The sequence below is a fragment of the Bradyrhizobium sp. AZCC 1578 genome (assembly GCF_036924675.1).
GTDB lineage: Bacteria > Pseudomonadota > Alphaproteobacteria > Rhizobiales > Xanthobacteraceae > Bradyrhizobium.
The window spans coordinates 5,633,008-5,656,318 of record NZ_JAZHRZ010000001.1; the positions used below are offsets into that span (position 1 = coordinate 5,633,008).

At 59.5% G+C, this 23,311-nt stretch carries 20 protein-coding genes and 1 pseudogene; 13 read left to right on the top strand and 8 right to left on the bottom strand.

Annotated elements, in window-relative coordinates:
- Positions 1-99: 99 nt before the first annotated feature.
- Positions 100-723: a hypothetical protein gene (locus V1290_RS27105; RefSeq protein WP_334367201.1), complete on the bottom strand. Its 624-nt coding sequence runs from the start codon at positions 721-723 to the stop codon at positions 100-102.
- 488 nt (positions 724-1,211) lie between these two features.
- Between V1290_RS27105 and V1290_RS27110 the strand changes: the two genes are divergently transcribed.
- Positions 1,212-1,508: an HU family DNA-binding protein gene (locus tag V1290_RS27110; RefSeq protein WP_334367202.1), complete on the top strand. Its 297-nt coding sequence runs from the start codon at positions 1,212-1,214 to the stop codon at positions 1,506-1,508.
- A gap of 509 nt (positions 1,509-2,017) precedes the next feature.
- Here the strand turns inward: V1290_RS27110 and V1290_RS36605 are convergent.
- The 3 genes from V1290_RS36605 to V1290_RS27125 form a co-directional block, all read right to left on the bottom strand.
- Entirely contained in the window at positions 2,018-2,659 is a 642-nt protein-coding gene (locus V1290_RS36605; protein ID WP_442895020.1) for a DNA-directed RNA polymerase subunit alpha C-terminal domain-containing protein, read from the bottom strand.
- 45 nt (positions 2,660-2,704) lie between these two features.
- Positions 2,705-2,947 (bottom strand): hypothetical protein, encoded by a 243-nt coding sequence (locus V1290_RS27120; RefSeq protein WP_334367204.1) that lies wholly within the window; start codon positions 2,945-2,947, stop codon positions 2,705-2,707.
- Between the two features lie 888 nt (positions 2,948-3,835).
- The gene (locus V1290_RS27125; protein ID WP_334367205.1) at positions 3,836-4,015 is read right to left on the bottom strand and encodes a hypothetical protein; all 180 of its coding nucleotides are present in this window, start codon (positions 4,013-4,015) and stop codon (positions 3,836-3,838) included.
- Positions 4,016-5,516: 1,501 nt separating this feature from the next.
- Here V1290_RS27125 and V1290_RS27135 point away from each other — a divergent pair.
- Entirely contained in the window at positions 5,517-6,971 is a 1,455-nt protein-coding gene (locus tag V1290_RS27135; protein WP_334367206.1) for an acetamidase/formamidase family protein, read from the top strand.
- A 223-nt stretch (positions 6,972-7,194) separates the two neighbouring features.
- On the opposite strand, the gene V1290_RS27140 is transcribed toward V1290_RS27135, so the two are convergent.
- Positions 7,195-8,256, bottom strand: coding sequence for a medium chain dehydrogenase/reductase family protein (locus tag V1290_RS27140; RefSeq protein WP_334367207.1), 1,062 nt, complete (start codon positions 8,254-8,256; stop codon positions 7,195-7,197).
- Between the two features lie 363 nt (positions 8,257-8,619).
- Between V1290_RS27140 and V1290_RS27145 the strand changes: the two genes are divergently transcribed.
- The 4 genes from V1290_RS27145 to V1290_RS27160 all read left to right on the top strand — a co-directional run bounded on the left by V1290_RS27145 (position 8,620) and on the right by V1290_RS27160 (position 12,559).
- Positions 8,620-9,003 carry a hypothetical protein gene (locus V1290_RS27145; RefSeq protein ID WP_334367208.1) on the top strand — a complete coding sequence of 128 codons (384 nt, stop codon included), beginning with the start codon at positions 8,620-8,622 and terminating at the stop codon, positions 9,001-9,003.
- Positions 9,004-9,229: 226 nt separating this feature from the next.
- Entirely contained in the window at positions 9,230-10,384 is a 1,155-nt protein-coding gene (locus tag V1290_RS27150; RefSeq protein ID WP_334367209.1) for an acetamidase/formamidase family protein, read from the top strand.
- Positions 10,320-11,039, top strand: a complete 720-nt coding sequence (locus V1290_RS27155) for a twin-arginine translocation signal domain-containing protein (RefSeq protein ID WP_334367210.1) — start codon at positions 10,320-10,322, stop codon at positions 11,037-11,039. The genes V1290_RS27150 and V1290_RS27155 overlap by 65 nt, the downstream gene beginning before the upstream one ends.
- Before the next feature lie 269 nt (positions 11,040-11,308).
- Positions 11,309-12,559, top strand: coding sequence for a serine hydrolase domain-containing protein (locus V1290_RS27160; protein WP_334367211.1), 1,251 nt, complete (start codon positions 11,309-11,311; stop codon positions 12,557-12,559).
- A gap of 212 nt (positions 12,560-12,771) precedes the next feature.
- Here V1290_RS27160 and V1290_RS27165 read toward each other — a convergent pair whose 3' ends face one another.
- A complete protein-coding gene (locus tag V1290_RS27165) occupies positions 12,772-13,476 on the bottom strand; it encodes a glutathione S-transferase family protein (RefSeq protein ID WP_334367212.1) in 705 nt (234 codons plus the stop codon).
- A 200-nt stretch (positions 13,477-13,676) separates the two neighbouring features.
- Between V1290_RS27165 and V1290_RS27170 the strand changes: the two genes are divergently transcribed.
- Both V1290_RS27170 and V1290_RS27175 read left to right on the top strand, forming a co-directional pair.
- Positions 13,677-14,105 (top strand): hypothetical protein, encoded by a 429-nt coding sequence (locus V1290_RS27170; RefSeq protein ID WP_334367213.1) that lies wholly within the window; start codon positions 13,677-13,679, stop codon positions 14,103-14,105.
- Positions 14,106-14,278: 173 nt separating this feature from the next.
- Positions 14,279-14,806, top strand: a complete 528-nt coding sequence (locus V1290_RS27175; RefSeq protein ID WP_334367214.1) for a GNAT family N-acetyltransferase — start codon at positions 14,279-14,281, stop codon at positions 14,804-14,806.
- 253 nt (positions 14,807-15,059) lie between these two features.
- Here the strand turns inward: V1290_RS27175 and V1290_RS36610 are convergent, their stop codons facing one another.
- Complete coding sequence (locus tag V1290_RS36610; protein WP_442894071.1) at positions 15,060-15,539, bottom strand: tail fiber domain-containing protein; 480 nt, start codon at positions 15,537-15,539, stop codon at positions 15,060-15,062.
- 594 nt (positions 15,540-16,133) lie between these two features.
- Between V1290_RS36610 and V1290_RS27185 the strand changes: the two genes are divergently transcribed.
- Positions 16,134-17,552: a DUF1254 domain-containing protein gene (locus V1290_RS27185; RefSeq protein WP_334369190.1), complete on the top strand. Its 1,419-nt coding sequence runs from the start codon at positions 16,134-16,136 to the stop codon at positions 17,550-17,552.
- 296 nt (positions 17,553-17,848) lie between these two features.
- On the opposite strand, the gene V1290_RS27190 is transcribed toward V1290_RS27185, so the two are convergent.
- The gene (locus V1290_RS27190) at positions 17,849-19,291 is read right to left on the bottom strand and encodes an IS1182 family transposase (protein ID WP_334367215.1); all 1,443 of its coding nucleotides are present in this window, start codon (positions 19,289-19,291) and stop codon (positions 17,849-17,851) included.
- A gap of 155 nt (positions 19,292-19,446) precedes the next feature.
- Here V1290_RS27190 and V1290_RS27195 point away from each other — a divergent pair.
- The 4 genes and pseudogenes from V1290_RS27195 to V1290_RS27210 all read left to right on the top strand — a co-directional run.
- Positions 19,447-20,232: pseudogene (locus tag V1290_RS27195) on the top strand (transposase); the annotation flags it as partial.
- Positions 20,233-20,639: 407 nt separating this feature from the next.
- The gene (locus tag V1290_RS27200; protein ID WP_334367216.1) at positions 20,640-20,900 is read left to right on the top strand and encodes an SAM domain-containing protein; all 261 of its coding nucleotides are present in this window, start codon (positions 20,640-20,642) and stop codon (positions 20,898-20,900) included.
- Positions 20,901-20,930: 30 nt separating this feature from the next.
- Positions 20,931-21,914, top strand: coding sequence for a GlxA family transcriptional regulator (locus tag V1290_RS27205; RefSeq protein ID WP_334367217.1), 984 nt, complete (start codon positions 20,931-20,933; stop codon positions 21,912-21,914).
- A gap of 23 nt (positions 21,915-21,937) precedes the next feature.
- Positions 21,938-23,293: an FAD-binding oxidoreductase gene (locus V1290_RS27210; RefSeq protein WP_334367218.1), complete on the top strand. Its 1,356-nt coding sequence runs from the start codon at positions 21,938-21,940 to the stop codon at positions 23,291-23,293.
- The last annotated feature ends 18 nt before the right edge of the window (positions 23,294-23,311 follow it).

Consider the following 23,311-nt stretch of genomic DNA (forward strand, 5'->3'; position numbering starts at 1 on the left):
GCCGCGGAATTGCGGGCGGCGCTTGGCGACGAAGGCCGGTGTACGCATCATGCACAGCTTTACGTCTCGGGTCTGCCAGTCGGTCATTTTTCATTTCCTTCATTGCAAGACTGGGCGCAGTCTTCGCGCCAGCTTACGTTCGCTTCCAATAATCAAAGCCACCTGTTCGGGCGGATGATTTTGACTGAAGCCGTCCCATACCAGTGTGTCGAGAAAGTCGTTCACGGGCACGCAGGACAACTGGCAGACTTCACTTTCCGGCGTGCCGTCATCGAATCGTTCTTCCAACTCATAGCCACAATCCATGGCGTAACGATCCAGCAGAAAATACTGGGCGACTAGCTGCGCGGCCGTCTCAATGGGCAACAGGTCTTCCGGCAGGTTGATGTCGGCATCGCTGTTCTTGCCCTGCATCAGGTAGTCGAGGATCATGTCCACCGGCAGATAGCTGCTGCCGCTGCCTGCATTTTCTTCGAAGAATTCCGGCCCAAGGAAATCGAACACGTCGATGGCGCGCTGGGCGAGCAGCATGACGTAGGCGTTAATGTCGAATCCCTTGCCTTCGCGGTATTGGGACAACAGGAATTCAGTCCATTCGTTGTTGTCGGCGCTGTGATAGCCATCCAGCAACGAATACATGACATCAAGCGCCGTTTGGGTCTTCAATTCAGAAAACTTGGGGCAATCGCGCTCCGGCGATTTGCGCAAATCTGCGTAACTCATCTTAATTTCCTTCCAGAACAAAACGGGACTGGTGTTCACTACACCATTTTGGGTTAACCGCACCATGCAGCGCATCTGAAATTCCCCCGGACAGAAGGGCACTAGTCCATCGGAAATTGTCGCATCCGTCCGCCTTGGCGCGGTCATTGTTCGTTGTCCTTTCGCTTCGCCACGATCTGCGCGGCCAGTTCAGGTGCACTTGGTCGGAGGGAGATTGTGCACTTCGCAAACGGTAGCGTTCCGATTAGGAGATTTGGACGATGGTTCAATCAAAGGAAAGCGTAGGTGAGTAGAAGGCGGCTATGGAACACACACCGAGCTGCTTCTTGCGTTTTGGGCCTCGATAGGTTTTAAGCCCAGTGACTTCATGACCATAGGCATGAACGAGAAGCGAGCTGCGTGGCTCTGCTGCGTTTTAAACAGAGTGACGCACTCCGCGTAGCTCATGCGCTTTTGAATTGTTCTGAGCCTCCACAACGGAATCCATCATGGCCAAGATGACCAAGAATCAGTTGATTGATGCAATTGCGGACGGAACGCAGGTTTCCAAGGGAGACGTAAAGGCCGTCATCGAGCAGATGGCGACGGTAGGCTATAAGGAGCTGAATGAATCCGGCGAGTTCGTCATTCCCGGCTTCGTCAAAATGTCGGTCGTGAACAAGCCTGCTACGGAAGCCCGCAGCGGTGTAAATCCTTTCACGAAAGAGCCTATGGAGTTCGCGGCCAAGCCAGCCAGCAAGTCGGTCAAGGCGTCACCCCTGAAGGTTGCTAAAGACGCTGTTTGAGGCGGGCGGGTTGGTTGAGGCGTATTCGTTCGTCTGAACTGTGGGTAATTCCATCACACCCTAGACAGACACCTCCGCCCGCACACTATGCGCCCCGAGACGGATTCTCTGGAGGGCCTAGGAGGACAGTCTCGCAAAGGCCATGCGGTGTAATGCCCGCGTGGCCTTCTGTTTTTTATTTATTTTCGATTGTCTGACCGTAAAAATACGGGCTCTGTTCGTTCTCCGTGAACAGACAGTGATTTTAGGCCGCCTTCGTCGGAGCGGCTAGGCTTGGAGATTGTTGCTATCCACCCGAATTCTGGGGGAGCCGGTCGCCATGTCCCGTGAAGATTTTTCGGGGATCAGCCGGCATATGCCTTGTCGAGGTTGGCGATGGCGATTTTTTTCATCTTCATCATGGTCTGCGCGATCGGCCTTTTGCGATCGGGATCGCTCAGGTAACGGCCGAGGGCCGTGGGCACAACCTGCCAGCGCAAGCCGCCGAGCGGCTTAGCAATTCTCGCAAATCAGGTTGGCTTCTTGATCTTTGGACGCACGCCATCGATTGACGGGAGACCAAGGGCCTCACGAAGATAAGATAGCGAACCGCTGCCGAAATCTGGCAGGCTAAGCAGCGCAGCGTCGGAAACTTCACGCACGTCCCCAATCGTCTTCAAGCCCGCGGCATGGAGTGTTTTCCGTATCCTGGTGGTAAATCGGACGTTCTCGACGGGGGTGTCGTCTGGAAGCTCTGGGGCCGGATAAAGCATCGGTCCCGCCGCTGCTTCCCGCCTGAGACGTTCTTCCCGCAGCCGCTCCCGGTTTTCATGAAATGCCGTCTGAGCGCTTTCATGCTCTGCGATGGCTTCTTCCGCCTCGCGGCTTCTAAGAGTTTTCCGCTCAGCAGCCGAGAGGCCGGCATCGCTGCTTTTCTCGCCGCTCATTTTCGCTTCGCCTTCAGCATTTCGCTCCAGCCGGCGCGTAATCGATAGGTAATGCAGCAGCCAACCTCTGACGGTTTGGTAAGGGTCAGTGCTGCCGCTAGAGAATTTGTATTTGTCTTTTATCTGCATCGCGAACGCTGCGGCTTGTTCGTCCGTTTCTCTCAGATCCTTCGGAAGCGAGCGCCATTCCCGAATAATCTCGTGCCTGGCATTCACCTGGTTCATTTTTGTGCCCTCAACTTCAACCCCAGTTTGACAAAGCCGGCGTCTTTATTCCGTTACACGAGCGATCTTTTGCTTTAAATGGTGTGTCTCGTGATCGCGGCGGAGCTGGCTTAGCGAAGTCTCATTGAGTTGAAGCATTACCTCGCTGAGTTGCGTGGTTTCCGGATACCCGGCGGCAAAACCCTGTCCGTAAATTTTTCGCAGCGTGCGGACAAGGGTGTTTCCGTATTTCCCGCTAATTTCGCCATCCTTGTTGCGGTGCCGATTGTCGAGACCTGCCTTGCTCATGCTGCTCTCCATTGTGCTCACAGCCGAGAGCATCCTCCCGCCGGGACCGAATCGCAACTAAACTACGCTCGCGGAATCATGTCTTATGCGCGCCATCGGGAGGATGAGGGTGGGGCAACCGGTTCACACGCGAGCGGTTCTCTAAATTAAATTGAGGGCCGCCTAGCTCGACAATATTCAGCGATCCCGCAATCTACAGCAAAGATCATGTCGAACAGGAGAATCTTGCTGCCGCGTATGAGACTAAGCTGTGGCTAACAGCTACCAGTGGGACATCGTATTCGAGGACGGCAACTTCTATAAGAAGGGCATCGGTGGCCTAGGCCTCTACATATCACCCTCCTGTGATATGGTTCTAGCCTGGTTTTGCACTGGAAAGAATAGCGAGGTGACCATGGCGCGCTCTGGTGCGTTCGCGAAGTAGCAAGCCCGGCGGCGAGATCCTGAACCTCCACATAAGCGACCCACTCGCGTCGATCCGGCCGTAGGAACTGTGGCGCCGTGGCGCGCCGAAAAAGGTGCTGCTTGCTGCGGTGCAGGAGTCCGTTGCTGGCGCAAAGCGGACATTCGCCAAAACCGTGAAGTCAGCTAGTTGCCATGACGGACGTTGGCTCACTGTTGCGCGCTCAGACGATGAAACTACGATAGAAACCAAATGGAGACCGCAATGGCTATCTCGGGTGCCATCTTAGTGGTCGCAGGAAGCGCGATTGTACTCGTGTGCGCTATCTTTTGGGCTTGGTCTGCTTACCGGCAGAAGGGATTGAGCCCAGACGAGGGGGATCATCCACCCGAGGTCCCAACACCGTAATACATCCTGCGCCAACGTGAAGCGCTATCGGGGCAGGATGTTGGGTCAGAAAATAGTTTTTGAAAGCGGGCAAGTTCTTAGTCGCGCATCGATAGGGATATCCCAAGCTTTGCTGCCATGACAGTCGTCGCACTGGGAGTCCGCTTCAACGCTTTTGCGATCTTGGCGACGCCTGACTTTGCCTTTGCCATGGTCTTCATTGTTCGAACATCGTCCTTTGTCCACGCGCGGCGAACTACTTTCTTAGCTTTTGCCATTCTTTCTCCGAATCGTACGGGGGGCGGAGCCGGGCTTCTATCATGACCGTCTACGTTGGCGATAATGAACAAGACTACATTGCGAGAATGTGAATGCGACTTCGCCACGTGAAATTCAAATGTGTGAATTAGATTACTGTTTCGGCCGGAAAAAACGGGCATGTAACCTCGCGTTTCGAGGGGACATTCCAGCATGGATGACCGATTTTATAGGGATAGAGCGCGCGTCCTGCGGGATATTGCGGATGAGGCGGACCCGTTGATTAAGCAACGGCTTTTGCGTCTTGCGAACAATTACGACGATATGGTCACAACAAAGACGATACGTAATAACGCGGAAGAACGGCCTGAGCTAGGTCGTGACGTAAATTAGCCGATACCCGGGGGGCGTTCGATTGGTTTAGGGGCTTCGACCGGTGGGTGGTAAAAACGACGCATCTGCAAAATGGGTGAAATCAAGTATCCGACACCGACCGCGCTTCCAGACACAGTAGTGACCCAAGCATTGCATTTCGCGGTCGAGAATTGATCGGCCCGTTCGGGCTTTCAGAGCCGCCAAAAGGGAAGAAGTCGTACACGCGGTGCTTTCGATGCGTGGCATGTAGCGGCGGGTTCTGCAAACATCGATGGCGAAGCCGTGTGCCCGCTAAAGATAGGACGACAGATTTTTCAAATCTGCAAAACGAGCTGAAAGGGCGACCTACCAAGATCGTGCTGGTTGTCTTTGATTTGCTCCATCGCAAATAGCTCATCGCGGCATTTGCGGTTGAGCCGCAGTTGCTTGCCGAAATTGAACTTCGGGCTCAGTGGGCGGAGGGCGTTGCGGCATCCGTTCTTCAAAGGGACCGGAGAGGAGGCGTAACCGCAATGCCACATCGACGCGGATTCCGTTCCTTTGTGGTCAGTATCGTACAGACGCAACCGGAATGAAGGGTAGGCTTCGCGTGTGTGGGGGCAATGCAGCGGCGGCGGTTGCGGACTCGTCGAGGAACCTCCAAGCCTCGAACGAGTCCGCTGGCGCCGCTTTTCGACTGATTCCGCGTATCGACTGAGCCACCAAGCGCTCGGTCAATCCAGCATGGTGGCGCGCGCGCCGCCGCTATTGGCGCAAACCGGACATTCGGCCGGACCCGAACGTCTCAGAAGGGCCAATGACAGACATCGCCCATCATTCGACCACGTTATCAGCGCGCAATAGTATTGATGTCAGAACTTCAATACCTGTCATTTTCGCGGTCTTCAGAGTCACCATTGCTGAGAATTTGTTGCATGGCAGTGGTGGACACCCTTAGCGCTCAAGCAATGTCCGTGTTTCTCAAAGTTTGAGCACACAATGCTTAAGCAATAGGCGAGCGTCTAATATGCTTGGCTTCGTTATGCGGCGACGCGGCCTTCGCCGCCCAACAGTCGAAGTGACATGACGCACAAGTTTGACTGTTCCGATGAACTGCGATGGGATGAAGGTGCGCGTAAAATGCACGTTCAAACCAGGAGAGATCCGATGTGCGCGGGTGACGACAAGAACTGCCCGGAATTCGAATTGCACCACCGCAAGTTCAAGGAAACGCTCGATCGGGAACGCCGGTCGTTCTTGAAGTCCAGCTTCGCCGCGGCCGGGGGCGCGGCGGCGATGACTGCGGGCGGCATTTCTCTGGTGACGCCGCAGATGGCGGCTGCCGCCGAGAGGAACCAACCAGCGAAGCGGTCCTATCACCATTTGCCGGCGAATGCCGACACAGTGCATTGGGGCTATTTCAGCAAGAAGTTGAAACCGCAGGTCGAGATCGATTCCGGCGACTTCATCACCATTGAGGCATTAACCCACCATGCCAACGACGACGCCGAGCGCATGGTGAAGGGCGATCCCGGCGCCGAAAGCGTGTTCCTGTGGACCAAGGAGAAGAAGGGCGTAAACCGACGCGGCGCCGGACCGATGGATGCCTCGCTGTTCGGGCGTGGTGCCGGCGAGGGCCTTGGCGTGCACATCTGCACCGGCCCGGTCTACGTGCGCGGCGCCCAGGAGGGCGACGTGATCGAGTTGCGCATTATCGACGTCACACCGCGGCCCTGCGCCAACCCGCAATATCCCGGAAAGGCTTTCGGCAGCAACGCGGCCGCATGGTGGGGCTTTCACTATAAGGACCTGCTCACCGAGCCTAAACCGCGCGAAGTAGTCACGATCTATGAGGTCGATGCCACTGGTGAACGCAACTGGGCGAAAGCCGTGTATAATTTCAGGTGGACCCCGCAAACCGACCCGTCCGGCGTCGTGCACAAAACCATCGACTATCCCGGCGTTCCAGTCGATCACTCCACGGTCAAGGAGAACCACGGCATCCTGAAGAATGTGCGCATTCCGATACGCCCGCATTTCGGCGTAATCGGCTTAGCGCCCAAGGAAGCCGATATCGTCGACTCGATTCCGCCGAGCTATACAGGCGGCAACATCGATAACTGGCGGATCGGCAAGGGCGCCACGATGTATTATCCGGTTGCGGTCGAAGGCGGCCTGTTATCGGTTGGCGACTCGCACGCTTCGCAGGGAGATTCCGAACTGTGCGGTACGGCAATCGAATGCTCGCTGAACGGCACCTTCCAGATCATTCTGCACAAGAAAGCCGATCTCGCTGGTACGGCACTCGAAGCTCTCGATTATCCGATGCTGGAAACCAGGGACGAATGGCTGGTGCACGGCTTCAGCTTCGCCAATTACCTCTCCGAATTAGGGGACAAGGCGCAGTCGGACATTTACTCAAAATCGTCGGTTGACCTTGCTTTGCGCGATGCGTTCCGCAAGATGCGCAAATTTCTGATGACGACCAAGAAGCTGACCGAGGATGAGGCGATCTCTTTGATTACGATTGGCGTCGACTTCGGCATCACCCAGGTGGTGGATGGAAATTGGGGCGTCCACGCAGTCATCAGGAAGGATATCTTCGCCGGCGGCGAGACCTGATCCGTAACACCGACGCGGTCGGCTTCGGCGGGAGCTGGTCGCGTCGCGCTGCATTCGGGGCAACCGCGCTGAGGTCCGTCGCGGGTCAATCGCGTCGTTCTGGCTGTGCGCCGATGACTTCCGGTCTACCCCGATGAACAGACATTCTCAGTGTCCGCCGGCATGTCTCAAAGGTGCCAATTCCAGACCTTGGCACTTGCAGACGAGAAAGTCTCAAAGGCGATTATCCTGAAATCACGCCTTGGGGCCAGGGTAGAAGCACGATCTTACCGCCGAGGCCGCCGAGATCGATGCGGGTGTGGACCTCGCGCGCGGCCGCGAGAGGAAGACGGTCGATGACGACGGGATGGATGGCGCGGTCGCGCAGCAAGTCGAACAATGTGGCCATGTCGGCCTTAAAATCTTCCGGGTACGCCGATCGGCGTGTGGTGATGTTGTAGAACACGGCGTGACGGCCGCCAAACAGACCGCTCAATGCGTTCCACAGTTTGAGCCGCGCCAAACCGAGTGCCGCTGACGCCAAGCCTGCGCCGCCAACTGCCATTGTCTGGGCACCGTAGCCGACGAGTAGGCCGCCGGGTACGAGGCAAGCGAAGGACCGCGCGAAATGCGCGCCGCCAATCGCATCGAAGGCTGCATCGACGCCGACCCCGCCCGCACGCCCTGCGGTGAGCCCGCGCACAGCCGCGACGAAGTCGCCGGCGCGATAGTCGATCGCCGTTGCGCCGAAGCGCTCTACCACAGCCATGTTGGTCGCCGAGCAAGTGCCAATCGCCTTCAGGCCGAGATGGCGCGCCAGATCGAGTAGCGCCGTGCCGACCGTGCCAGAGGCACCAATTACGAGGATAGTTGCTCCGCGCGGTAGGCGACCGTATCGGGTGAGCATTTGGTAGGCGGTGAGATAGGCCAGCGGGATGCACACGGCTTCGGCGGGATCGACGCCATCGGGGACCGGCACGAGAAAGCGCGCGGGGCGGATCGCATACTGTGCGTACCCACCGACGACACAGAGATCAGCAACCAACTGTCCGGTGAGCTGGGCAGGCACGCCGGGTCCGGCCTCTTCGACGACGCCGACAAGGTCGTAACCCGGGGTGAACGGCAGTGGCCCCTTGAAGTCTGGGTAACGGCCGCGCCGGATAAAGGTATCGGTGAAGCCGGTGCCGGCAGCGAGCACCTTGATGCGGACCTCGCCATGGCCGGGCTGGGGAATTGTCGGCTGTTCCGCCAGTTCTAGGACCTCGGGGCCGCCGAACCGAGCGATACGAATGTATTGCCACGCCATGCGTCGAATATAGCGACGGGTTCACCGCTTGTCGAACGTACATGTCCTTCATGGGTCACAAGCGGCGGTGGAGGCGAGCATGGACCGGCGTCCGGTCTGCCACTGACAGCCGACATGATAACGGTTTAAACGTTGTTCTGCTTGGGGCTAGAGGACGTCGCTATGAGTTGGCGCCGGTGGCTTCATGCGTTCACACTCGACCAGAGGCGCCAGGCGCCGCCCTAACTGCTGAGCCGCGGTCTTCTGGCGGCCATCGGCGCATGGCTGCTCTTTCGCGCAATCCGCGGTGAGCCGCACCGTCACGATGCTTGTCCGTGGGACTTGTGGCGGGTCTCGTACCGTGCCCGCCTCACGTTGTTCGCGATGGTCTACGCCCTGGCAAACGGTGTCCCAGCGGCCGGCGTTGCCTTCGCCGCCGCGATGCTGCTGGGCGTCGCCCTGACGCTCTGCGTCGTTGCGTTGCTGACGATCTTCGCACGCGAACGGCGCGTGCGCAGCTGGACCCGGCATGGCGGGACCCTAGCCCATCTGCCCCGTCTCCTGGAAAGTGCCACCCTGTTGCTGATCGGTCTCGCGCCGTTCGTTTGGTTGTCTGACCGCGAAGGATATGCCTTCGTGTCAGCGCCGACACTGAAAACGCTGCACTTTGAGGACAAGGACCGACAAGAACGCCATGGCGGTGAAGAGGCCGTTGTTTTTCCGCCCTTTCGACCCATGGTGGTTGGCACTTACCCCAAAGGGGAGTAGTTTCGCCGGACGGTCGTCAGGACGAGATCTTGATCTCCTCATCGTGCCGCCGGGCGCCCAAGGCGTTGCCGATCGTCGTCCCGACCAGAATAGGGTCACGATTCTGCTGAGGGAGGAGCGAATGATGCAATCCGGGCAATTCTGGATCATCACTGCGGCCGCGACATTGCTGCTCAGCGCAACCGCAGCGCATGCGGATACGACGTCCGTTAAGGCGTGGCAGGTTGTGCGCGTCGCGAAGACCGGTGCGCACTGCGTCGACGACAAGAACTGCATGAACCGCATGCACCCGGCCATCAAGCCGGTGAGTCGCGCCAACCCCAGTCAGCATATCGTCTTTGAAACGCGCGACGCCTTCGACTCCGACTTCAACCTCGGCTCCAAGCCCGAGGATGTGTCGGCGGCCGATCTCAATCTCGTCCATCCGCTGACCGGCCCGGTCTTCATCGAGGGTGCCCAGCGCGGCGACGTACTGGCGGTGACACTCCTCGACGTACAGCCGGACGACTACGGTTACACCGTGATCGTCCCGGGCTTTGGTTTCCTGCGCGATCGCTTCACCAAGCCGTTCATCGCCAATTGGAAACTCAACCGCAAGGAGGCGGTCTCCGACCAGATCCCGGGCGTCGTCATCCCCTTTAACGGATTTATGGGCACGGTCGGGGTGCTGCCGGGCCAGCCCGAGGTGGCCACGATCCTCACGCGCGAGGCGGCGCTGCAGAGCGCGGGCGGCGTCGTGCTGACTCCGCAGCCGCTCGGTGCGCTGCCGAGCGATGTCTGCGGTCAGAACGGAAGCAGCAAGAATGAGTGCCTGCGCACCATTCCGCCGCGCGAGAACGGTGGCAACATGGACATCAAGCAGATGGTGGTGGGCACGACGCTGCTGCTGCCCTGCTTCGTGGACGGGTGCGGGTTGTTCGTCGGCGACGTCCATTTCGCGCAAGGCGATGGCGAGGTCTCCGGCACGGCGATCGAGATGGGGGCGACGGTCACGCTGGTCACCGAGATCCGCAAAGCGCAAGCCGCGAAGGTCAAAGTCCCGCACTTCGAAGGCGGCGATCAGCTCATCCGGTTGGCGCCGACCGAGTTCTACGCCACCACCGGCTTCCCGCTGAAAGCCAAGGGCCAGATCCCGCCTTACCATACCTACCTCGACAGCCAGAGAATCGGCCCGCTCGAGAACCTCTCGGAGGATCTGATGCTGGCGGCGCGCAACGCCCTGATCGAGCTGATCGACTGGATGGTTGGCGAGAAGGGCCTCACGCCGGAGCAGGCATATGTCGTGGCGAGCGTGGCCGCCGACCTGCGTATCGGCAATGTCGTCGACGTGCCGAACTACGCAGTCTCCGCCATCCTGCCGACCACCATATTCCGCAAGTAGTAGCGTGTGGCATAAGACCGAAGGTCCTGAGGTTGGCGGGAGGCCGAGCCGCCGGGAATTCCTCCGAACGGCGGGGGCCGGCGCCGCAGCCATGTTCCTTTGTGGCCACGCACCCTATGGCCAGTGGGGCGTCTACCGCCGGCGCCACCTGCTGATCCTGACTTCGCGCGCCGATCCTCCTTCGTTCGAGCTCGGCAAGCGGGTAGCTGAGGTCCTCGCGGATCGCTTGCCGAGCAGCAAGGCTCAGGTGAGCAGGGCGCCGCACAAGGAGCGCATCGCCAGTCTGATCAGCTCGCAGCAGTTGGACGTCGCGCTGATGCGGCGCAACGATGCGGCAGCCCTTCGACAAGGGAAGCTCCCCTTCGCCGAGCACGGACCAGTCAAGCTGTTCACCGTCGTCGGCATCGGAGAGTATTTGTTCGTCTGCCGCGACGACTTTGCAGCACGCCATGCCTGGTTGATCGCCGAAGCGTTGGACAAGAGCCGCAGCGCCCTTCCCGAATTGCTGCTGCCGAGCGGTTCGTCCTCCGAGCCACCCGACTCGCGCATCCCGCTGCATCCTGGCGCTCTAGGTTATTTCACGGGCGCGCCCATGCCGGGCCTCGAGCCACATGCCCATGAAGATCACACCCACGAGGTTGATGTCCCGCAATGAGCCGCGGCCCTAAGCTGGAGGCCGCCCAGACCTCTGCTTCTTCATCATTGCGAGCCTCGTCGCGCCCTCGCAGCATTTCAGAAAAGGGTCAGAACCGGGCGTCCTCACCTGCCTGGCTTCACGTCCGTTTTAGCCCCGAGACCGGCCGTCAGCGGCTCCAGCAGCCAAGTCGGCTACGGCCTGGACCGGACGTGAGCCCTTAATTTGGTGGTATGATCGAAGTGTCGACATGCTCCTGATCAGCCCGTCGAGTTGCAAGCTGAGGCACCATGATCCGTCTTTTGCTGTTCGTGTTCCTTTCGATTGTTTTCGAAGGCGTGGCCCTTGCGGAATCGGGTCCCGTGTTCTCGGACAGCGGTCCTGACGCGGAGGCATATGGGGCTCTGAAGGGATATCCGGTACCACCCTTCGAATACCCGCCGGGGTCCCGGCAGGACTTTTTGGTTGGTACGCATAGTCATTTCGACAAGCTGCACTCGATGCGCGCCGTTCAAAAACCGGCGATGCCGTCGGTTTTGAAGCGAGCTGCCGAGGAGATCGTTCCAGTCTACCATTACGACGGTCGGCAAAAGACGATCGGCGATTATCTCGATACGCACCCGGTGACGGGCCTGCTGATCGCGCGCGGTGATACGATCCTGTTCGAATACTATCGCTATGCCCGTAGCGATCGGGATCGTTTGCTCTCGAACTCCATGGCTAAGACGATCACGGGACTGCTAGTCGGCATCGCGATCTCTGAAGGAGCAATTCGCTCGATCGACGATACGGCGGCCACCTATGTCCCGGAATTGGAGGGCACAGCGTACGGCGCTACCCCGTTGCGCGCTCTGCTTCGAATGTCGTCGGGTGTAGCTTTTCTAGAGAGAACGTATCAGCCAGACGAGGACATTTTCCGATTGCACATGGCGTTGCTGGGGAATGATGCGGTGGGTGTGATCCCCGCCCTTCGCCAATTCAGTACGCGCGACGCGCCACCGAATACACGCTTCGCCTACGCCAGTTCGGAGACGGAAGTGCTTGGCCTCGTTGTCAGCCGCGCGGTGCACATGCCGCTTGCCGATTATCTGGCGACGCGGATCTGGCAGAAGCTTGGTGCCGAGTCCGATGCCGCTTGGGCTATCGATTCCACGGGGCAGGAAGTGGCTTACTGCTGCTTCATCGCCACACTACGCGACTGGGCACGCCTGGGATTGATGTTGGCAAATGACGGTGGCTGGAACGGTCAGCAGATTGTTCCGAGGCAGTGGCTTCTCGATGCAACGGTGGCGCCACGGGACAGTTATCTACGCAACACGATTGCCCAGTCCTGGGGCTACGGCTATCAGGTCTGGTTGTTACCGGGTGAGCGGCGGATGTTTCTTCTCCTGGGCATCCATGGACAGGGTCTCTTCGTCGATCCCGAGTCGAAGCTGATCATGGTGCAGACGGCGGTTCGCAAGGTGCCGATCGGGGACCCCAAATCGCCCGAAGCGATGGCCTTGTGGTATGCGGTTGTGGCGCAGTTCGGACATCGTTAGTCCCAGTGGCAACTTTGTCCGCTTCGGAGCAGAAGCGGACTTTCGGAGATGGCCGTAGGCACGCACCCTTAGGGTCAATCGCGTCGTTCCGACGGGGCGTCAATCACTTCCGCTCTACCACGATAAGCAGTCGTTTTCTGAAGCTGTCGGCATGTCTCAAAGGTGCCAACCGCGGACATCTGAAGCCCCGGGCAATTCCCGCCATTCTACGCTCACGATAATGAGTGGGGCAGACGAGGCATCGTAACTAGGTAAGTTGCTCTCTTGGACATTGTCGACCACCACGCGCTGAGTCGCTCATGCTGGTTGAAAAGTGCACTTCCCTCGGGAACCTGGGTGAAGTAACCGATCGTCGGCGCCAGATGGATATCAGCAAGCGACAAGCCGTCTCCGCTCAGGAACTGGCCGCCACTTGCGAGTTGCTCCAACGAACCAAGGACCTTTGGAGCGGCATCCAAGCCGTGTCGGATTTCCAACTCCTCCGAGGGCAGCCCCATGCGTGGCCTGAAAGCGCCATGAGAGAATACCTGCCGGACCAACGGCCAGTACGCGTAATTGTCAACGATCGATAAGATTTGGTTGCACCGGGCTCTCTCTCTTGCCTGCGCTGGCTGGAGGTGCGGACCGTCAATTGCCTCGTCGGCATATCGTGTGATCGCGTTCGTTTCATAGATGACGAGTTCGCCGTGAACTAGGGTCGGAACGCGTTTGAATGGGTTCATTTCGAGATAGTACGCAGGTACAACCTCGCTGAATGGGTTGACTTCGACCCACTTGTACTCGACGCCTTTCTCGTGAAGAGCCAACCGCGCAATCCAAGAATAGACGCTGTACTGAAATCCGTGCAGTTCAACCGCCATCTCACCGCCCCTCGCCTCGAAGAGGCCGACGTTGCTGATTTTTCCGTCGCGGCGCAAGGCCGTCTCGACTTGGCCAACAGGTCACGTGCTGTCTTTGCGGCGACGTTCGCGGCGCGACCGGTATACATCAGACAGCTGCCGACTTGTCGCGGCGCTCATTTCGACAGGGTCGGGCCAAAAGGCGAACATCTCTTGTTTGGTCAGTATAGTGAGAGTCGGAGCCTGAGCTTCGTAGACCGGGTGTAAGGGGTTAATTGATGAAGAGCATCTCGGCGGACATGATACCCGAGCACTTCTGGCAAATTAGGTTCGATCAAAACCACGATCCGAACACGCCGACGCTGCCAAGCATTTCCGAAAGCCCGAACTGCCAGAATTTCGCGTACGCTCTGCTCAAGCACTTCGGATTTGAAATATTTCCATTTCGGTCAAGTAACCTATGGGAGGACAGCAGCGAGACCTATGTGGTGTCAGACGAGTTGAGGCCACTCGACCTTTTGCTTTTCAATCGGACCCAAAATCCTTGGGGAGCGCATGTCGCACTTCCCGGTGAGGACAATGCTATTCATCTGAGCAAAAAGAAGTCAGAACCGGTGATCTGGCCGTTGGCCCGATTCCTCGAGCTTGCTGAGTATCAAACCTTCATCGGGGCAAAGCGGCTCCGAAAAATTGGCGTTTGCCCATAGTCGAAGAGCGCTAATTCGCCTTGTCCGCTTCGGGTCATTAGCGCCGGTTTGGCCGTGTGCCGATCACTTCCGATCTACCCCGACAAGCGGACAATTTTCAGAACCGGTCGGCAGGTCGCAAAGGGCCATGAACGACTTTGTGTACGCCCCATGGATCATGTTATCAATTTTGAATGGATAAGAGTTTTAGAATAAGACGAGCTTCTCAAGATGATGCCGGTGAAGTCGCCCGGATTCATATCGAAGCCACTCGCGCAGCCTACCGGGATATCTATACAGTCGAGTACCTCAACGGCCTTTCTGTTGAAGACCGTGCTTACCGCTGGGTTGAAAAGGATAAGGGTCATCTGGCCATTGGCCGCCCGTTCGGTGTGTTCGTGGCATTCGACGACGACGTGATGATTGGTTTTGCGGACGTCGGACCAACTGATGAGAATGGTGTTGCGGAGCTTTACGCGATTTACCTAGATCCCGATTATATTGGGAAAGGCGCAGGAAAGGCTCTCTTGGAGGCGTGCGCTGACTACGCTGCCAGCAATGGTTTTAAAGCCATGACCGCAACCGTATTAAGCAGAAATTCTTTGGCACGCGCATTTTATGAGCGCACAGGTGCGCGAGCGGTAACAGAGACCGAAAGATTGATAGAAACAGGCGGGACCAAGGAAACGGTCATTTCTTATCTTTGGGCAAATTTGCGCTAATGGAAAAAGGCTGTGGTCCTCTCTGGCATTTTGCAATTGAACGCCTCCAGCTCGAGCGCAACGGCACCGCCGGCTCCGATCGCGCCTTTAATCGAAGCCGGTGCTTTCAGATTGAGAGCCCGTCCGACCTGCTTAGTTGTCGAGGCTCCGATCGTGAAGCTGACGCTCATGCCCGATTGCGCTTGATCGGAGCCGCACATCGAGATGCCGTGCCATCACGGCAATTCATGCGTCACTTGCTTTGGTCCAAGCGTTACTGCTCAACTGGTGTGCCGGCCGGGACATGAGCGCCCGACGCGGTCCACCGGTCGTAGGTCTGGAACTTCACGCCGAGCATGTCGTAAGAGACTCGCAGGTAACCGTCGCTGCCGCGCAGCACCGCGGCCGGCATAATCGTCTGCACTTCCTGCGCCATCACGCCTACATAGGACTTGTTGCCGCCGTTGTAGGTGAAGCGATAAAAGCCGAGGCCATTTTCGAGGTGGCCAATAAGGAAGATGTCGTGCTTGAGCATCATGTCGGATCGCCGGACGACACGCCTGGTGGTCCGCCGTGCAACACCTCGCACACCGGCTACCGGTGCGACAACGGCCGCTCCAACAGGTCGGGCGACGCAGCCGGCGCGGTACACACCGGCGGCACAATAGACAACAGCATTTGCCTCAGGTGTCTCGACAGCCATGGTTGCGGAGAAGGCGGCAATGCCGAGCGCGGCGGTTAGGAGCGAGCGCATCATTTTCTCCTTCTTTCAATTGTTGGGAGGGAGATTTCCCTCAAAGAATAAGATCAGTTTTTCGTCCGGCGAGCAATCGTTCTTCGGGCAACACCTGCGGCGCCTTAATTCACACAACCACCACCGCATCGCAGCCTAGCCAAGGGAGGGTGGGCTCCGCCGCCTCCATTAGTTGGGGCCAACGCCTGGTCGATCAAAGTTTTGTCGGCTGCTAGGCGTGCGGATCGGTGGATGTCCGTTTCGGGTCAATCGCGTCGGTTTGGCGGTTGGCCGACACTTCCGATACTCCCCGATTAGCGGACATTCCCAGGGCCGGTCGGCATGTCTCAGGGGCCACTAGCGGACATCCCGACCAACTCAATCAACCTCTGCCCGGCACGGTAACTTTGCAGTGATCCGGAAAGGCTTGCCGTCCGAATTTGAATAGTCGCAAGCCCTCAGTTCGAGCATAGTGGCTTCCCGGGTCCCGCGACCTTGGACGGGAGGGCAAGGCTACGCGACTTTCAAGCCCTTCGGCGTTGGCTCCATAACAAGGAGACGATTATGCGCAAATTTTCACTACAAAAAGCAGTGCACGGCGCGACGGCGGCAGTGATGGTCACAATCGCTGGATTTGGTGCGGCCCAAGCTCAAACTTTGACCCCGGAGGAAGCGCAGTCGATCGCCACCGACGCATACATCTACTTCTATCCGCTCATTTCAATGGATATCACGCGCAAGCAATCCACGAATATCGAACCGGGAAAAGAGTTTGCCAAAGGCCCGATGAATACGTTTGTGAACGTCCCGGCGTTTCCGCCTGGCGACTTGAAGATAGTAGTTCGGGTAAATTTCGATACGCTTTATTCCGTTGCGTGGCTCGATCTCACCAAGGAGCCGCTGGTCGTTTCCGCGCCCGACACGGATGGCCGGTTTTATCTCCTGCCGATGCTCGACATGTGGACGGATGTCTTCGCGTCGCCGGGCTGGCGGACTACGGGGACCAAAGCAGGAAATTTCGTCATCGTTCCATCGGGCTGGCGGCCTGACCTGCGCGAAAAGATTGTCGAGGAATTCAAGCTTCCGAAGGACACGCAGCGCATTGACGCACCCACGCCCTATGTGTGGGTTATCGGCCGCACCAAGACCGACGGCCCGCCGGATTATCCTGCCGTTCACAAGATCCAGGCGGGCTACAAGGTCACGCCGCTGTCCGAATGGGGCAAGGCGCCAAAGCCAGTCGAAGTGAAGATTGATCCGTCGATCGACATGAAGACGCCGCCGAAAACCCAAGCAGACACCATGACGGGCGAAAAATATTTCGCCTATGCCGCTGAACTTACGAAGCTGCATCCGCCGCACCTCACCGATCAGCCAATTCTCGCGCAGATGAAACGCATCGGCATCGAACCCGGCAAAGGCTTCGACTTTGCAAAGGCCGATCCGGTGGTGAAAAAGGCGGTCGAGGATGCACCGGCACACGCGCAGAGGCTGATGGAATGGAAATTGCCGACGCTGGCCCGCGTCGCCAATCATTGGTCGATGAATACCGATACCATGGGCGTTTACGGAAGCTATTATCTGAAGCGCGCCATCGTTACTCAACAAGGCCTCGGCGCAAATCTACCGGAGGACGCGATCTATCCGCTCAATCTCGGCGATGAAGCGGGGCGGCCGCTGGATGGCGCAAACAAGTACATCATCAATTTCGAGAAAGGTGCAGCGCCGCCGGTCAATGCTTTTTGGTCGATCACGCTCTACGACGCCGATGGCTTCCAGGTACCCAACACCATGAACCGCTTCGCGGTGTCGAGCTGGATGCCGTTCAAATACAATCCGGACGGATCGCTGTCGCTGTATTTTCAGAACGATAACCCAGGTAAAGACAAGGAGGCCAATTGGCTCCCGGCACCCAAGGGAGCATTCAATCTGACGATGCGGCTTTACGGCCCGAAATCCGAAGCGCTGACGGGCCGATGGAATCCGCCACCCGTAACTAAGACCCAGGGACTTCCGAGTCTGACTGCCCAGTGAGCGGACAAGACCTTGTGCCGGCCCCACACGTAAATGGTCCATGTCGCGTCGCCTCCATTTCAGACGGCGCGACATGCGAGCGGCGCCAGCGTCCGAGGCGGACTAAGGCGAAGTCCGCTTAGGGTCTTGGCCGTGTAAAAACGTCCTAGCTGAAGCATAGACGCGGCGCGAGCTTGGCGACGTGGCGGGACGCAGTCATTTTGCCGAGTTTGGCGGGTTTTTCGATATGACCGCGCTCCTGATACGGATATGAGCGGTCTTGGGCGGCGGTTCTTCGCGGGCAGACGAACGCATGTCTATGCCCTCATCGCCGTCATGAGCGGTCTGATACCGATGATGTTCATGACGCGCGTGAGATTGTAAGCCAGCACATGAAGTGCCATCTCGGCGGCAACCCGTGGCAGCGTCTTCATCAGGAAGTGGGTTGCTCCCATCCGAGCCTTGATGGTGCCGAAGGGATGCTCGACCGTCTCGCGCCGCTGGCGCATCTTCTCCGGATGCTCGTCGAGTCGCCGCTGAACGGCTTCGAGAAGGTGTTCATGCTCCCATCGGGTGATTCTCCGCTCCTTGCCGGTGGTGCAGCTCTGCTTGATGGCGCAGCGCTGGCAGGCGTTGGTCGAGTAGCGGCGCAGGATCAATCCGTTTTCTTCGGTCGTGAAGGAGTAGGCGAGCCGCTCTCCCGCCGGACAAATGTAAACATCCTCCTCGACGACGTAGCGGAAGTCCTGCTTGCCGAAGCGCCCTTCCGTCTTTGAGTTCGAGGTCATCGGCTTTGGCAGCGTGACCGTGATGCCAGCTTCCTCGCATGCCAAGATTTGTGCGCTGCTGAAGTAGCCGCGATCGGCGACGACATCGAGGCTCGTGGCTTCCAGCGTCGTTTTCGTCTCCTTGGCCACGTTGGCGAGCTGCGACCGGTCGGTGCCGACGTTGGTCACCTCGTGCGTGACGATCAGATGATGCTTGGTGTCGACCGCGACCTGGACGTTGTAACCTACGACGCCAGAGCCTCGGCCGCTCGTCGCCATCGAACGGGAATCAGGATCGGTCAACGATATCTGCTGGTCAGGTGTGGCGATCATTCGCGCCTCCAGTGCATGAAGGCGCTGCATCTCCTCTTTCAGCCTCGCGATCTTCTCCCTCAACCGGGTCGCCTTGGTTGTGCGCGCCAGCGACGGCTCCTGCCGATCCGCGCTGTCCAGTTGGTGCAGATAGCGAGCGACGCTCTCCTCGATCTGCGCCAGGCGCCGCTCCATCTTGGCGCGCGTGAAGTTCTTGTCTCGGTTGTTCACCGCCTTGAACTTGCTGCCATCGATCGCAACGCTGGCTTCCTCCGCGAACAGGCCCATAGCGCGGCAGAGCGCAACGAACCGAGCGCAGACCCGCCGGATGGCACGGCCGTTATCCTTGCGGAAATCCGCAATTGTCTTGTGATCGGGAACTAGGCGGCCGGTGAGCCACATTACCTCAACGTTGCGTCCGGCCTCACGCTCGAGCCGGCGGCTCGACTGAACCCGGTTGAGGTAGCCGTAGATGTAGAGCTTCAGCAGTACCGATGGATGATACGAAGGCCGGCCGGTTGCCTCGGGATCGACCCCGCCAAATCCAAGCTCTGCCAGATCGAATTCGTCGACAAAGACGTCGATAACGCGAACTGGATTGTCCTCGCCGATCCAGTCTTCCACGCATTCAGGAAACAGCGTGCTCTGCCCACGATCCGCACCCTCAATGAAGCGCTTCATCCGACCCCCCGCAAATCGTGCGGGATTCATATCGCGCGAATCACATCAAGCGCAGCGTTTTCACACAGCCAGGGTCAATTCCGGAACCTCAGCGCCGCTCTGAACGATGTCCGGTTCACCCCCGATAAACCGACATCGTTAGCACCGCTCGTTAGGTCCGAAAGGTGTTCGTCTCGCCATCCGATCCTGCGGCGCAGTGGACCGGAGCGCACAAGGGGCCGGCATTCTTCGCTTACTCCGACAACTATCTCGTCGACGTGAAGTTCGGCGTCATCGTCGACGTTGAGGCGTCCCGCGCCATTCGCCAGGCCGAGGTTGGCGCCGCAAGGACCATGATCGAACGGACAGAAGAGCGCTTCGGCCTCAAGCCGGAACGGCTTGTTGGGGATACCGCTTACGGGGCAGCTCCGATGCTGAACTGGCTGGTCGAGGAGAAAGGCATCGCGCCACATATTCCTGTATTCGACAAATCGAAGCGGGATGACGGCACCTTCTCGCGTGGCGACTTTCGATATGACCCGGCCAGCGACGTCTACCATTGTCCGGGCGGAAAGCAGCTGGGAACGAGCGGCACGGTACACGAGGGCAAGACGCTTCTGTATCGCGCCAGCAAGCTCGACTGCGATATATGTCCACTCAAACCCCAGTGCTGCCCCAAGGAACCATCACGCAAGATCCCGCGCGATATCCATGAACATGCCCGAGACGTTGCCCGTTCGCTCGCTGGCACAGAGGGCTTTGAGCAGTCGCGACGTGAGCGCAAGAAGATCGAGATGCGGTTCGCACACCTGAAGCGCATCCTAAAGCTCGGCCGGCTTCGACTGCGTGGTCCACGAGGTGCCCAGGATGATTTTGTTCTGGCCGCTATTGCTCAGAACCTGCGGCGACTCGCAATCCTGGTCGCGCGGCCGCCACCCACTCAGGCCCTGTGCATCGCGTAGCGTTGGAGTTGCGTACAGGGCGTCAGGGCTGGCGGATCAAAGCCGGCCGCTCATAGCGAAGGGGCTGACCGTCCATCGGCAGCCGCCGACTTTTGCAACAAAATCTGCCAAAAACGGAAGCAGCCTTCTCACTCGATCACCTCGTCGGCGAGCGCGAGAAGCGTCGGCGGGATCGTGAGGCTGAGCGCCGTTCGCTGGGAGTCCTTACGGGCTTGCTCCGCGGATTCCAGCGCTTCACGAGCCAAAAAACGTGTTTCGCCCCACGGGGTGGGGTAAACTGGCCATCTCATTCTGGTGCGACGGCTTGGTCCGCGAGCGGCTCGACCGACGGCGCACGGCTAACGTAGCGGCCGACGTGGCGGCGACTATGGCCAGTGGATGAGTGCGCCCAAGTGCGTGTGAATGGCATGGATATCTCTGCCTGGCTGCGCAGCCTCGGCCTGGAACGCTACGAGCAGGCATTCTGGGAAAACGCGATCGATGAGGCAATCCTGCCCAAGCTGACCGCCGAGGACCTCAGAGACCTCGGCGTGACGGCGGTCGGCCATCGCCATATTCTCCGCGATGCGATTTCAGTTCGGCGTCAACCACCTTGCCCATTGTCCCTCATTGTTCCTGTTGGCAGGATCCGTGGAGTGGTTGTCATTGCTGACATGGGTCCGAGATGAGATGAGATGAGATGAGATAAGGAGGTGGCGATGGCTAAGCCGCGTGTGGTAGTGGTCGCGATGCCCTGCAACGAGGTCGTTGACGTGGGTGGCATCCTCGACATCTTCTATGCCGTCAACGAGCATGCCAGCCATACCGGTGCATCCGAGGCGGGCTACGCCGTCGAGGTGGTGTCGCCGGTCGAGACTGTCTGTGCCTGGCCGGGGCTGCGGATCGTCGTCGATCGGTCGTACCGCGCCGTCCGTGGTCCCGTCGACACTCTGATCGTCACCGGGGTCGACGGGCCCGACGACGCGAGGCGCGACCCGGAGCTCGTGCGCTGGCTGGCGCGCATGGCACCGCGGACCCGGCGAGTGGTCGGGCTCTGTACGGGATCGTTCGTCCTGGCTGAGGCGGGGCTCCTGGAGGGCCGCAGTGCGACGACGCACTGGGCCTTTTGCGGCGACCTGGCGCGGCGCTTTCCTGGCGTCAGGGTCCAGCCGGATCCCATCTACGTTCGGGACGGCAGTGTCTACACATCAGCCGGCGCCACGGCGGGCATAGATCTCGTGCTGGCGCTGGTGGAGGAGGACTTTGGCCGTCGCGTGGCCCTGGCAGTGGCCCAGTGGATGGTCATCTTCCTCAAGCGGCCGGGAGGCCAGGCGCAGTTCAGCGTCCAGCTCTCCACGCAGATTGCTGATCGCCAGCCGCTCCGCGACATGCAGGCTTGGGTCTTCGACCATCCCGGCGCCGACCTCTCCGTGGAAGCGCTCGCGCGCCGGGTGAACATGAGCCCGCGCAACTTCTTCCGCGTGTTCGTGCGCGAGGTGGGCATGACGCCGGGGTGTTTCGTGGAGCGCGTGCGCGTGGAGGCGGCCCGGCGGCTCCTTGAGGAGACATCGCGCGGCGTTCCGGACGTCGCGACCACGTGCGGGTTCGGGAGCCAGGAAACGATGCGCGTGGCCTTTCGGCGAACGCTGGACGTGAGCCCGAAGGGCTACCGGAGCCGCTTCAGCACGACGGCCGCGTCGTAGGAGATTCTCAAAGGAAAACAAAGATGATCAAGCAATGCGCGCTCGACGACTTCCGCTCCACGCTTCGTGGCGACATCCTGCTTCCCCAGGACGCCGACTACGACGCTACCCGTCGGATCTTCAACGCCATGATCGACCGGCGGCCAACCCTGATCGCTCGCTGTGCGAGCGCGGCCGATGTGGTCGCCTGCATCGGGTTTGCGCGGGCGGAGGCGCTCGAGATCTCCGTGCGGGGCGGTGGGCACAACGTGTCCGGCAAAGCGGTGTGCGACGGCGGGCTGATGATCGATCTCTCGCGGATGAAGGGCTGCCGCGTCGATCCCGTGAGACGGAGGGCCCGCGCTGAGGCGGGCTTGACCCTCGAAGACCTCGACCGCGACTGTCAGGCTTTCGGCCTAGCCACGCCCACCGGCATTGTCTCCCCAACCGGGATCGCCGGTCTGACCCTGGGCGGCGGCATCGGGTGGCTCGGAGGCAAGCACGGTCTGTCGTGCGACAATCTCGAATCCGTCGACATCGTGACCGCCGACGGCCGCCTGCTGGTCGCCGCCCCCACCGAACATCCCGACCTCTTCTGGGCGGTGCGCGGCGGGGGTGCCAACCTCGGCGTGGTCACTTCCTTCGAGTACCGCCTTCACGAGGTTGGACCCGTGGTGGGCGGCGGAATAGCATGGCCGCTTGCCCGCGCCAAGCACGTGCTGCCCTTCTACGACGAGTTCGCGCGCGCCTGCCCGGACGAGCTGAGCCTCAACGCCGGGTTCTTCACCGTGGAAGACGGTACCAAGGTGGTCGGCGTCAATGTCGCGTGGATCGGTCCGCTAGACGTCGGTGAGCGGCTGCTCAAGCCGCTGCGGTCACTTGACAGTCCGGTCGCCGACGGCATCGCCCCCATGGGCTTCGTGGATCTGCAGCGGGGCGGTGATGGCGCGTTTCCACGCGGTCGCCGGCATTACTGGAAGGCGAGTTTCCTCCGCCGTCTCGAGCAGGGCGCGATCGACGTGCTGGTCGAGTTTACGGCCACCTGCCCCTCGCCGTACACACAGGTCGGTCTCCAGCAGATGCACGGGCAGGCGGCGCGGGTGTCCCCGACAGAGACGGCGTTCGCGCATCGTCACGACCAGTGGGACTGTCTCTTGCTGACGCAGTGGGACGATTCCGCCGACGACGAGCGTAACATTCGCTGGACGCGCGAGCTGCACGCTGCACTGCGGCCGTGGGTGGAGGACGCGGTGTACGTGAACAACCTCGGTGACGACGAGGTCGACCGCGTTCGCTCCGCCTACGGCGCGAACTTCGACCGGCTCGTGGCCGTCAAGGCGAAGTACGACCCGGACAACTTCTTCAGGGGCAACCAGAACGTCGCGGAACATCGCATCTGATGCACGAGAAGCACGCAT

Bases quoted from the DNA above. Each gene is read 5' to 3' on its own strand.
- V1290_RS36605 (WP_442895020.1), bottom strand. From the start codon at position 2,659: ATGAACCAGGTGAATGCCAGGCACGAGATTATTCGGGAATGGCGCTCG.
- V1290_RS27200 (WP_334367216.1), top strand. From the start codon at position 20,640: ATGGATATCTCTGCCTGGCTGCGCAGCCTCGGCCTGGAACGCTACGAG.
- V1290_RS27140 (WP_334367207.1), bottom strand. From the start codon at position 8,256: ATGGCGTGGCAATACATTCGTATCGCTCGGTTCGGCGGCCCCGAGGTC.
- V1290_RS27120 (WP_334367204.1), bottom strand. From the start codon at position 2,947: ATGAGCAAGGCAGGTCTCGACAATCGGCACCGCAACAAGGATGGCGAA.
- V1290_RS27145 (WP_334367208.1), top strand. From the start codon at position 8,620: ATGGTCTACGCCCTGGCAAACGGTGTCCCAGCGGCCGGCGTTGCCTTC.
- V1290_RS27175 (WP_334367214.1), top strand. From the start codon at position 14,279: ATGGATAAGAGTTTTAGAATAAGACGAGCTTCTCAAGATGATGCCGGT.
- V1290_RS27185 (WP_334369190.1), top strand. From the start codon at position 16,134: ATGGTCACAATCGCTGGATTTGGTGCGGCCCAAGCTCAAACTTTGACC.
- V1290_RS27155 (WP_334367210.1), top strand. From the start codon at position 10,320: ATGTCGTCGACGTGCCGAACTACGCAGTCTCCGCCATCCTGCCGACCA.
- V1290_RS27160 (WP_334367211.1), top strand. From the start codon at position 11,309: ATGATCCGTCTTTTGCTGTTCGTGTTCCTTTCGATTGTTTTCGAAGGC.
- V1290_RS27210 (WP_334367218.1), top strand. From the start codon at position 21,938: ATGATCAAGCAATGCGCGCTCGACGACTTCCGCTCCACGCTTCGTGGC.
- V1290_RS27190 (WP_334367215.1), bottom strand. From the start codon at position 19,291: ATGAAGCGCTTCATTGAGGGTGCGGATCGTGGGCAGAGCACGCTGTTT.
- V1290_RS27170 (WP_334367213.1), top strand. From the start codon at position 13,677: ATGAAGAGCATCTCGGCGGACATGATACCCGAGCACTTCTGGCAAATT.
- V1290_RS36610 (WP_442894071.1), bottom strand. From the start codon at position 15,539: ATGCGCTCGCTCCTAACCGCCGCGCTCGGCATTGCCGCCTTCTCCGCA.
- V1290_RS27125 (WP_334367205.1), bottom strand. From the start codon at position 4,015: ATGGCAAAAGCTAAGAAAGTAGTTCGCCGCGCGTGGACAAAGGACGAT.
- V1290_RS27105 (WP_334367201.1), bottom strand. From the start codon at position 723: ATGAGTTACGCAGATTTGCGCAAATCGCCGGAGCGCGATTGCCCCAAG.
- V1290_RS27135 (WP_334367206.1), top strand. From the start codon at position 5,517: ATGTGCGCGGGTGACGACAAGAACTGCCCGGAATTCGAATTGCACCAC.
- V1290_RS27205 (WP_334367217.1), top strand. From the start codon at position 20,931: ATGGCTAAGCCGCGTGTGGTAGTGGTCGCGATGCCCTGCAACGAGGTC.
- V1290_RS27110 (WP_334367202.1), top strand. From the start codon at position 1,212: ATGGCCAAGATGACCAAGAATCAGTTGATTGATGCAATTGCGGACGGA.